The following is a 9999-nucleotide window of genomic DNA, read 5'->3' as shown; positions in this document are numbered from 1 at the left end:
CGGGGGGGGGGTGTTGCGCCCCTCCAACCCCGCCCCCCCCGGGGGGGGGGGGTTGGGGGGGGGGGGGGGGGCCGGGGGGGGGGGGGGCCCGCCGGGGGGGGGGGGGGGGCGGGGCGGCCCCGCCCCGGCGGCCCAACGCCCCCCGTATATATGTGAGTAAGAAGTGAAGGCGCTGTTAGGGTCCTCGGAGCCCGCGAAGTCGAACTCGCATTCGCCCCGCCCTCCGAGGACCCGCGCATGAGCCAGCCCCCCTCCCCCTTCGAGCCGAACCCCTGGGCACCGCCCCAGGAGGGCGCGGTGGACCAGCAGACCCGGATCGGCGACCCGCCGCCCGCTCCGTACGCGCCGGGTCCGGGGTACGGATACGGGCCGCAGACGCCGTACCCGTTCGGCTACGGGCAGCAGCCCGAGAGCCCGCAGAACGGCATGGGCATCACCGCCGTCGTCCTCGGACTGGCCGGCTGCGGGCTGGGCGTGCTGGTCTTCCTGTTCTGGATGAGCTGGCTGCCGTCGCTGCTGGCCGTGGTCTTCGGCTTCGTGGGCCTCGCGAAGGTCAGGAAGGGGGCCGCCACCAACAAGGGCCTCACCCTCGCCGGTACGATCCTGGGCTTCGTCGGCATCCTGATGGCGGTCGGCGGCGGTTTCCTCACCCTGAAGCTGTACAGGACCGGCATCGAGGAGCGCGACCGGCAGGTGAGGGTCTCGGAGAGCCGGGCGGCGGAGCTGGACGAGGAGCTCGAGGAACTGGACGAGCTCGGCGACCTCGGTTCGGACGAGCCGCCCCTGTCCCCCTCCCCCACGCCCGAGGCGAGGATCCTCGGCCTCGGCGAGACCTTCCGGTACGACAACGGCGTCAAGGTCACGATCGGTAAGCCGACGGCCTTCACCCCGAACCAGTACTCCATCGGCCAGCTCAAGTCCGGCCACCGCGCGTACTACTTCAAGGTGACCATCGCCAACGACGGCCCGAAGAAGGTCGCACTGCTGGGCTACCCGCAGGTCACCGACGCCGAGGGCAGCGAGGCCGACATCATCTACGACGGCGACCACTCCTCCCACCTGGCCCGGACCGTGCTGCCCGGCAAGCAGACCTCGGCGCTGTTCACCTACCAGGTGCCGAAGAGCGCGGCGAAGGAGTGGCAGATCGAGTTCCAGCCCGCCATCGAGGGCTTCGAGCCGCAGATCTGGGCCGGAAGGATCAAGTAACCGGACCGGGCCGATGCCTGTCCGGAGGGGCCGGCCGACGGGCTCCTCCGGACATCGCGGCTACGGCTGGAACGCGACCCGTGCCGCGATCGGCAGATGGTCGCTCGCGGTGCGCGGCAGCGTCCAGGAGGACACCGGCTCGACGCCCTTGACCATGATCTGGTCGATGCGCGCCATCGGGAACGCGGCCGGCCAGCTGAAGCCGAAGCCGTCGCCCGCCGCCCCCTGGGTGGAGCGCATCTGGGCGGTGATGCCGTTGAGGGCGCGGTCGTTCATGGTGCCGTTGAGGTCGCCGAGCAGGACGACCCGGCTCAGCGGCTCGCGGGCGATGGCCTCGCCGAGGGCGTCCGCGCTGGCGTCGCGCTGGCCGGCGGTGAAACCCGCGTTGAGCTTGACCCGCACCGACGGCATGTGGGCGACGTACACCGCGATCTCGCCCTTGGGGGCGGCGACGGTGGCGCGCAGGGCGCGGGCCCAGCCGAGCCGGATGTCGACCTTGCGCACGTCGGTGAGCGGGTACTTGCTCCACAGGCCGACCGTGCCCTGCACCGTGTGGTGCCGGTAGGCGGCGGCCATGGCCTTCTCGTACCCGGCGAGGTTGTCGCCCGCGATCTCCTCCAGGGCCACGACGTCCGCGCCGGACGCGACGAGGGTGGCCACGGTGCCGGCGGGGTCGTGGTTCTCCGCGTTCACGTTGTGGGTGGCGACGGTGAGGTCGCCGCCCGGGGTCGCCTTGTCGGTGCACAGGCCGGCGAAGAGGTTGATCCAGACCGCCGCCGGGAGGATCAGCACGACCAGGGCCAGCGCGGAGCGGCGCAGCACGGCCAGGATCAGCAGCAGCGGGATGCCGAGACCGAACCAGGGCAGGAAGGTCTCGGTGAGGCTGCCCAGGTTGCCGATCTTGTTGGGGATCTGCGCGTGGAAGACCATGACGACGGTGAGCAGCAGGGCGGCGACGGCCAGGACGACGCCGCGCCGCCAGATGCGCCGGTCGCCGCGCCAGCCGTCGGTGAGGCGGCGGCGCGGGCGGGTGCCGGAGGTTCCGGAGGCGCCGGGGAGGGGCGCCGTACCGGTCGTGGGGGGCTCGGAGGGTTCGGACTCCGGTCCGTGGTTACCGGTGTCCGGCCTGTACGCCTGCGCCATTCCGCTGTCCTCACTGCCTTGCCCGCTTGCCTTGCCCGTACGCCGTTCCCCGCCCCGCCCCTGACCCTAGGCGATGTGCGGGGCCTGTCCCCGCCGCCGTCCGCGGCGGGTGTACGGCCGGAAGGACGACGGGACCCGGGGCGCAGTTCCTCGGGCGGGCCCGGAACGCGCCGCTGTGACGAAATGCGCATAGAAGGCAGCCGGGGAAGGCGGTGGGACCGCGCACTTCCCGTACGGCGGCACGGGATGCCACCATGGAAGTGGTCCGGAGACGCCGTCAGGGCGCTTCGAGATGACGAAGGAGCCGTATCAGCCATGACGCTTCAGGCTGCCCAGAATCCCGCCCCCGAGGGGCGCACTCCCGCCCAGGCCGACCCGAAGGCCCTGTACGGCGGGACCGGCACGCGCCGGATCACCGTCCACCAGATCGCCGCCGCCAAGCAGCGCGGCGAGAAGTGGCCCATGCTCACCGCGTACGACGCGATGACGGCGTCCGTGTTCGACGAGGCCGGGGTGCCGGTGCTGCTCGTCGGCGACTCCATGGGCAATGTGCACCTCGGGTACGAGACGACCGTGCCGGTCACCATGGACGAGATGGCGGTCCTGTCCGCCGCCGTCGTCCGGGGGACCAGGCGGGCGATGGTCGTCGCGGACCTGCCGTTCGGTTCGTACCAGGAGGGGCCCGTGCAGGCCCTGCGCAACGCCACCCGGCTGATCAAGGAGTCCGGGGTCGGCGCGGTCAAGCTGGAGGGCGGCGAGCGGTCCCTGCCGCAGACCGAGCTGCTGGTCGCCTCCGGAATCCCGGTGATGTCGCACCTGGGCCTCACCCCGCAGTCGGTGAACACGCTCGGCTACCGGGTGCAGGGGCGCGGGGACGAGGCCGCGCACCAACTGCTGCGGGACGCCAAGGCGGCGGAGAACGCGGGGGCCTTCGCGCTGGTGCTGGAGCTGGTTCCGGCGGAGCTGGCGGCGGAGGTCACCCGCAGCCTGTCGATTCCGACGATCGGGATCGGGGCGGGCCCGGACACCGACGCGCAGGTGCTCGTGTACACCGACATGGTGGGCCTGACCGGCGGGAAGGTGCCCCGCTTCACCAAGCAGTACGCGAACCTGCGGCAGACGCTGGGGGACGCGGCGAAGGCGTTCGCCGAGGAGGTGGCGGGCGGTTCCTTCCCGCGCGAGGAGCACACCTTCCACTAGGGCGTGGGACGGGCAGGGGCCCCGGCGGGGCGGTGGGACGCGTAGCCCTCACCCCCCGGCGGGGCTCCCTGCCGTGTCCCTTGCCGGTCGCTTGTCGGTCGCTTGTCGGTGGGCTGCCGGCCGGTGTCGGCGGGTTGTCAGTGGCGGGTGCTCCACTGAGGGACATGACGCGACACGACACCACACCACACGCCATCGAGGTACGCGGCCTCGTCAAGCACTACGGGGAGACGAAGGCCCTCGACGGGGTCGATCTCGACGTGCGGGAAGGCACCGTGCTCGGGGTCCTGGGGCCCAACGGGGCGGGCAAGACCACGCTCGTACGGTGCCTGTCCACCCTGATCCGGCCGGACGCCGGCACGGCCACGGTCGCCGGGTTCGACGTGGTCGCCCAGCCCCGCCAGCTCCGCCGGACGATAGGGCTGACCGGGCAGTACGCCTCGGTCGACGAGAAGCTCTCCGGCTGGGAGAACCTGTACATGATCGGGCGGCTGCTCGACCTGCCCCGCAAGGAGGCCCGTCGGCGGGCCGACGACCTGCTGGAGCGGTTCTCGCTGACGGAGGCCGCCAGGAAGCCCGCCTCGCAGTACTCCGGCGGCATGCGGCGGCGGCTCGACCTCGCCGCGTCCATGATCGGGCAGCCCGCCGTGCTGTACCTGGACGAGCCGACGACCGGACTCGACCCGCGCACCCGCAACGAGGTGTGGGCCGAGGTCCGGCGCATGGTCGACGAGGGCGTCACCGTACTGCTCACCACGCAGTACATGGAGGAGGCCGAGCAACTGGCGAGCGAGCTGACCGTCATCGACCGCGGGCGGGTCGTCGCCGAGGGCGGAATCAACGAGCTGAAGGCGAAGGTCGGCGGGCGGACGCTGCAGATCCGGCCGTCGGACCCGGCGCAGTTGCCCGCCATGGCGGAGGCCGTGCGCGCGGCGGGGCTCGACGGGGTGGCGGGGGCGCAGGCGCTCCCCGAGGAGGGGCTGTTGTACGTCCCCATCCTGAGCGACGGACAACTGACCTCCGTGGTCGGGCTGCTCGGCTCCCGGGGCTACTCCATCGCCGACATCGGCACCCATCTGCCCAGCCTCGACGAGGTGTTCCTCGCGATCACCGGCGAGAAGAGCAGCGAGAGCGACCAGGTCGCCCACGACATCAAGGAAGAGGCAGCGGCATGAGCACGGCCACCCTGACCAAGCCGGAGTCCGGGCAGCGGCCCGGCCCCCGCACCACCACCGCAGCCTCCGCCGAGGGCCGGATCGGCCTGCGCGGCAACCTGCGGCACATCGGCGCGCTCGCCCGCCGCAACGCGCTCCAGATCAAGCAGGACCCGGAGTCGATGTTCGACGTCCTGCTGATGCCGATCGTCTTCACCCTGCTGTTCACGTTCGTCTTCGGCGGCGCGGTGGAGGGCAACGGCAACCAGAGCGCCTACGTCAACTACCTGGTGCCCGGCCTGATGGCGATGATGGGCATGAACGTGTCGATGGCGGTCGGCTCCGGGGTCAACGAGGACTTCCAGAAGGGGGTGATGGACCGGTTCAGGACCATGCCCATCGCCCGGTCCTCGGTGCTCGTCGCGAAGATCGTGGTGGAGATCGGGCGCATGCTGGTCGCGTTCTCCATCCTGCTGATCGTCGGCTGGATCATGGGCCTGCAGATCACCACCTCCCCGCTGGAGGTACTGGCCGCGGTCGGCCTGTCGATACTCTTCGGCGCCTCCCTGATGTGGATCTTCATCCTGATCGGGCTCACCGTGAAGACGGCACAGGCGGTGCAGGGCATGGCGATGCTGGTGCTGATGCCGCTCCAGTTCGGCTCGTCCATCATGGCCAAGCCGGACACCATGCCCGGCTGGCTCCAGACCTTCACGGACTACAACCCGATCTCCAACCTTGCGGACGCCGTGCGCGGTCTGTTCCGGGGCGGCCCGGTCGCCCACGACGTGTGGATGGTGCTGGCCTGGTCGGCGGCGATCACCCTGGTGACCGCGCCGGTCGCCATCCGCCGGTTCCGCAACAAGACCTGACGGGCACTCAGGGGCCCGGCGCCCCTTCCCCCTCCTTCCGGTACTCGTCGCGTCGCGCGTACACCAGGGCGGTGGCCTCCTCCATGGAGAGGCCGCCGCCCTCGGCGCGGGCGCGCTCGTAGGCCCGCTCGTCGGCGGCGTCCAGGACGCCGCGGGACAGGCCGACGGCGAAGTCCCGGGCGCCGGCCTCCTGCTGGTTGACGAAGTGCCCCTCGGGGAGGTGGCGCGCGTACGCCCCGAGCAGCCTGGCCGCGTCGGCGGCCAGCGCCCGGCGCCGGGCCGGGTCGTCCTCGCCCGTGGCGAGCCCGGCCAGCGATCCCGCGATCGTCATCAGATGCACGGCCGGCATCTGCGGGGCGACCATCATGGACAACTGGTCGTGGGAGCGCCCCAGGGCGAGCGCCCCGAGGGCGAGCGCCTCCTGGTACGAGGACCGGAGGTTCTCCACCCAGGCGAGCAGGCCCAGCGAGAACCCGTCGAAGATCATCAGGTTGCCGTTGTCGAAGGTGTCGCGCAGCAGCGACAGTTCCGCGTGGGCCTCGGCCAGGCGGCCGGTGCGGGCGAGGCGGATGCCGAGGAAGATCCGGGCGGCCGGGCGCACCTCGACGCTCTGGCCCTCGGTGTCGTCGAGCACCTCCCGCAGGATGGCCTCGCCCTCCTCGCCGTCGTCGAGCTCGATGAGCGTGCCCGCCAGCCGGATGCGCAGCAGCGTGGTCTGGGCGCGGGCCCGGAGCGTGCTGGTGTGCTCGATCGCGACGCGGTAGGCGTCCGCGGCGCGCGCGTAGTCGCCGAGCCGCTCGTACGCCTCGCCGCGCGCCGAGAGGGACTCCGCGGCGCCCCAGGCGTCGCCGAGCCGCTCGAAGATCTCCAGGCTCTCGGCGGCGTCCCGGCGGGCGTCGCCCGCCCAGGCGGTGTGGTTGGCGGAGATGTTGGCGCGCATCTCCAGGGCGCCGGCCAGCTCCCATTCGTAACCGAAGTCCCGGCACGCCTGGACGGTCGTGTCGATCGCCTCCCGCAGCTTCTCGCTGTTCCGGCTGGTCATCAGCAGGGCCATGATCCACATGGAGCCGGGGGTGCGGCAGGTCTGCGGCATTCCGGGCCGGTAGGTGGCGACGACCCGGTTCAGCCACTCCTTGGCCTCGGGGGTGAACCAGACGTCCAGGTCGTGGTTCATGCTGATCAGGTTGAGCAGCCGGACCCCGCGCCTCGCCTCCTGGAGCACCTCGGGACGCATCGGCGGGGGCGCGTCGGTGCACTGCTCGAACACGTCGGGGGCGGGCTCGACGGGCCCGGCGAACGGGTCGGGGCCCAGCTCCATCGCGGCCCGCGTCCAGTGCCGCTGGTCGGCGCGCAGGTCGCGGACGTGCCAGTACCAGGACATGCTGTGGACGAGGACCAGCGCCTCCTGTTCGTCCTCGGCGGCGACCGCGCGGCGCAGGGCGGTGCGCAGGTTCTCGTACTCGGTCTGGAAGCGGGCGATCCAGTGGAGCTGCTGGTGGCCGCGCAGCAGGGTGTTGCCGGTGCGGGCCAGTTCCCGGAAGTGGACGAGGTGGCGGCGCTCGACGGCCGCGCGCTCGCCGGACTCCGCGAGGCGCTCGGCGGCGTACTCCGAGACGGTCTCCAGGAGCCGGTAGCGCATCTCGCCGTCCGGCTCGGCGGGGGCGGCGACGACGAGCGACTTGTCGACCAGTGAGCCGAGCAGTTCGAGGGCGTCGGGTCCGCAGACGTCCTCGGCGGCGGCCAGGTCGCAGCCGCCGGAGAAGGTGGACAGGGCGGCCAGCACGGCGCGTTCGGGCTCGTCCAGGAGGTCCCACGACCAGTCGACGACCGCGCGCAGCGTCTGCTGCCTCGGCAGTACGGTCCGCGCGCCCGCCGTGAGCAGCCGGAACCGGTCGTCCAACCGGTCCGCGATCTGCCGCGGGGTCAGCATCCGCAGGCGGGCGGCGGCCAGCTCGATGGCGAGCGGAAGCCCGTCCAGGCGCCGGCAGATCTCGGCGGCGGCCGCCGGGTCGTCCTCGGTACGGAAATCCGGCCGGGCGGCGGCCCCCCGCTCGGCGAACAGCCGCAGCGCCGCCGGCTGCGGCAGCGGGTCGACCGGGCGGACCAGCTCCCCCGGCACGCCCAGGGGTTCGCGGCTGGTGGCGAGCACGGTGAGGTGGGGGCAGTGGGCCAGGAGGTGTTCGGCGAGGTGGGCGGCGGCGTCCAGGAGGTGCTCGCAGTTGTCGAGCAGGAGCAGCATGCGGCGGTGCGCGCAGTGCTCGACCAGGCGCACCAGCGGGTCGTCGGCGGTGCGGTCGGCGGCCCGCATGGTCTCGGCGGCGCGCAGCAGGGTCTCGCGGGCGCCGAGCGCGGTGAGGACGGCGTCGGGAACGGCCTCGGGGTCGTCGACGGGGGCCAGTTCCACCAGCCAGGTGCCGTCGGGCCAGCAGGCCGCGTCGGGTTCGGCCGCCTCCTGCGAGAGGCGGGTCTTGCCCGCGCCGCCGGGGCCCAGCAGGGTCACCAGGCGGGCCCGGGCCAGGTCGTCGCGGATGGTCTCGATGTCGCCCTCACGGCCGACGAAGGAGGTGAGGCGGGCGCGGAGGTTGCCGGCGGGGGCGGCGGCGGGAGCCGGGGGCTGGGCCCGGGGCGGCGGGGCGGCCAGCAACTCGGCGTGCAGGGCGCGCAGTTCCGGGGAGGGGTCGATGCCGAGACGGTCGGCGAGTCCGCCGCGCACGGTCTCGTACGCGGCCAGGGCTTCGGCGGTGCGGCCCGTCGCGTGCAGGGCGCGCAGGCGCAGGGCCTGGAGGGGTTCGTCCAGGGGGTGGCGGGCGGCCAGGGCGGTGAGTTCGGGGAGGGCCTCCGCGGCGCGGCCCAGCGCGAGGCAGGCCGCGAGGCGGGCCCGGCGGGCGTCCAGGCGGCGGCCGTCCCAGCGGGCCGCGTCGGCGGCCAGGGCGGGGAGGTCGGCGAGGGCGGGGCCGCTCTCGTCCGGCCAGAGGGCGAGCGCGTCGTCCAGGAGGGCGGCGGCCTTGGCGGGGTCGCCCTCGGCGAGGGTGCGGACGCCCTCGGCGGTGAGGCGCTCGAAGCGGTGCAGGTCGACGGCGTCGGGGTCGGCGACCAGGGCGTACCCGCCGTGCCGGGAGGCGACGGCGTCCCGGCCCAGCGCCCGGCGCAGGCGGGCGATCAGGGCCTGGGCGGCGGCGGGGGCGTCGGTGGGCGGGGCGTCGGAGTCGCCCCACACCTCGTCCACGAGCACGGACACCGGGACGGCCCGGCCCGGGCGCAGCGCCAGCACGGTGAGCGCCGCGCGCAGGCGGGGGCCGCCGAGGGGGGCGGGGGTGCCGTCGGCGCGGAGGGCTCGGGCGGGGCCGAGGATCTGATAACGCACCGGGCCATTGTCCCCGGGCCCCGGCGGTTCGGGTTGCCGGGCCCTCGGGCGGACCCGTGCCGGTGGCGGCGCGTGGGGCTCGGTCGCGGTGCGCGGTTCCGTGCCGGTGGTGGTGCGTGCGGCTCGGCCGCGGTGCACGGTGCGCGGTTCCGCTCCGGTGGTGGTGCGTGCGGCTCGGCCGCGGTGCACGGTTCCGCTCCGGTGGCGGCGCGTGCGGCTCGGCCGCGGTGCACGGTTCCGCTCCGGTGGCGGCGCGTACGACTCGACCGCGGTGCACGGTTCCGTGCGGGTGGGCGGGTGGCTGGTCGCGCCCGCGCGGCGGAGCCGCAGGTGCGGCACGGCCCCGCCCCCCGCCGGAGGTCACCCGCGGCTCACCAGCGGTCCGGGGCCGGGGCCGTCAGGCCCTCGATGACGCGCCAGAGGCGGCCCCGGCCGCGGCCCGTGCGGGGTGGGTTCTCGCCCGCCGCCGCGCTCACCAGGTGCTGGGCCGTGTCCAGGTCCACCTCCCCGTCCGGGGGGACGGCGAGCAGTTCGTGGGCGAGGGAGGGGAGTTCGGTGTCCGCGGCCGAGCCCGTCAGGGCCAGGACCGTCGAGCCCGCCCGGCGTACGTCGTGGACGCGTTCCAGCAGGTCCGCGTCCGGGCCCGTCGGCCCCGACACCACCAGCAGCGTCTCGCCCCGGCCCGCCGCCGCCAGCCGGCCCAGGCCCACCGAGAGGTGCGCGGGGTCGTGCGGGCCGACCTGGTGCCGTACGAGCGTGGGGGCCAGGGTCGGCAGCCCCGACCAGGCGGCCTCGTCCATCAGGTGGGCGGCCAAGTGCCAGGGTTCGTAGGTCCGGGTGCCGACCAGGAGCAGGCCCCCGGCGGACGGCGGTGAGACCGAGGCGCGCAGCACCCCGGCGAAGCGTCTCGTCGTGTCCAGCCATTGCGTACCGGCCAGGACTTCCCGCAGCAGTGCGACCCTCACGGCATCCATGCCCGCGATCCTCGCCGCGCGGAGCGGGCCGCGTACGCCGGAGGGCGAGGACTCACCCGGAAGAGCGGACCGGCTGCACGTAGGGT

At 73.9% G+C, this 9999-nt stretch carries 7 protein-coding genes; 4 read left to right on the top strand and 3 right to left on the bottom strand.

Annotated features, from left to right (window positions below; translation table 11 throughout):
• Positions 1-237 precede the first annotated feature (237 nt).
• On the top strand, positions 238-1206 hold the full coding sequence (locus tag ACIP93_RS10585) for a DUF4190 domain-containing protein (RefSeq protein WP_401757393.1): 969 nt from the start codon (positions 238-240) through the stop codon (positions 1204-1206).
• 60 nt (positions 1207-1266) lie between these two features.
• On the opposite strand, the gene ACIP93_RS10580 is transcribed toward ACIP93_RS10585, so the two are convergent.
• Positions 1267-2349 carry an endonuclease/exonuclease/phosphatase family protein gene (locus ACIP93_RS10580; protein WP_401757391.1) on the bottom strand — a complete coding sequence of 361 codons (1083 nt, stop codon included), beginning with the start codon at positions 2347-2349 and terminating at the stop codon, positions 1267-1269.
• A gap of 315 nt (positions 2350-2664) precedes the next feature.
• On the opposite strand from ACIP93_RS10580, the gene panB reads away from it, so the two are divergent.
• From panB to ACIP93_RS10565, 3 genes are all read left to right on the top strand, one after another.
• On the top strand, positions 2665-3549 hold the full coding sequence (gene panB / locus ACIP93_RS10575) for a 3-methyl-2-oxobutanoate hydroxymethyltransferase (RefSeq protein WP_345223481.1): 885 nt from the start codon (positions 2665-2667) through the stop codon (positions 3547-3549).
• A gap of 164 nt (positions 3550-3713) precedes the next feature.
• On the top strand, positions 3714-4724 hold the full coding sequence (locus tag ACIP93_RS10570) for an ATP-binding cassette domain-containing protein (RefSeq protein ID WP_401757389.1): 1011 nt from the start codon (positions 3714-3716) through the stop codon (positions 4722-4724).
• On the top strand, positions 4721-5575 hold the full coding sequence (locus ACIP93_RS10565) for an ABC transporter permease (protein WP_401757387.1): 855 nt from the start codon (positions 4721-4723) through the stop codon (positions 5573-5575). The genes ACIP93_RS10570 and ACIP93_RS10565 overlap by 4 nt, the downstream gene beginning before the upstream one ends.
• Positions 5576-5582: 7 nt before the next feature.
• Here the strand turns inward: ACIP93_RS10565 and ACIP93_RS10560 are convergent, their stop codons facing one another.
• Together ACIP93_RS10560 and ACIP93_RS10555 are read right to left on the bottom strand one after the other, a co-directional pair.
• Positions 5583-8939, bottom strand: a complete 3357-nt coding sequence (locus ACIP93_RS10560; protein WP_401757385.1) for a BTAD domain-containing putative transcriptional regulator — start codon at positions 8937-8939, stop codon at positions 5583-5585.
• Between the two features lie 371 nt (positions 8940-9310).
• On the bottom strand, positions 9311-9913 hold the full coding sequence (locus tag ACIP93_RS10555) for a hypothetical protein (protein ID WP_345223472.1): 603 nt from the start codon (positions 9911-9913) through the stop codon (positions 9311-9313).
• Positions 9914-9999 lie beyond the last annotated feature (86 nt).

It is taken from the genome of Streptomyces sp. NPDC088745 (genome assembly GCF_044751045.1).
In the GTDB taxonomy this organism is placed as follows: Bacteria; Actinomycetota; Actinomycetes; order Streptomycetales; family Streptomycetaceae; genus Streptomyces; species Streptomyces cremeus.
This window is presented reverse-complemented; position numbering and strand designations above follow the sequence as displayed.

Bases quoted from the DNA above. Each gene is read 5' to 3' on its own strand.
- ACIP93_RS10580 (WP_401757391.1), bottom strand. From the start codon at position 2,349: ATGGCGCAGGCGTACAGGCCGGACACCGGTAACCACGGACCGGAGTCC.
- panB (WP_345223481.1), top strand. From the start codon at position 2,665: ATGACGCTTCAGGCTGCCCAGAATCCCGCCCCCGAGGGGCGCACTCCC.
- ACIP93_RS10555 (WP_345223472.1), bottom strand. From the start codon at position 9,913: ATGGATGCCGTGAGGGTCGCACTGCTGCGGGAAGTCCTGGCCGGTACG.
- ACIP93_RS10585 (WP_401757393.1), top strand. From the start codon at position 238: ATGAGCCAGCCCCCCTCCCCCTTCGAGCCGAACCCCTGGGCACCGCCC.
- ACIP93_RS10570 (WP_401757389.1), top strand. From the start codon at position 3,714: ATGACGCGACACGACACCACACCACACGCCATCGAGGTACGCGGCCTC.
- ACIP93_RS10565 (WP_401757387.1), top strand. From the start codon at position 4,721: ATGAGCACGGCCACCCTGACCAAGCCGGAGTCCGGGCAGCGGCCCGGC.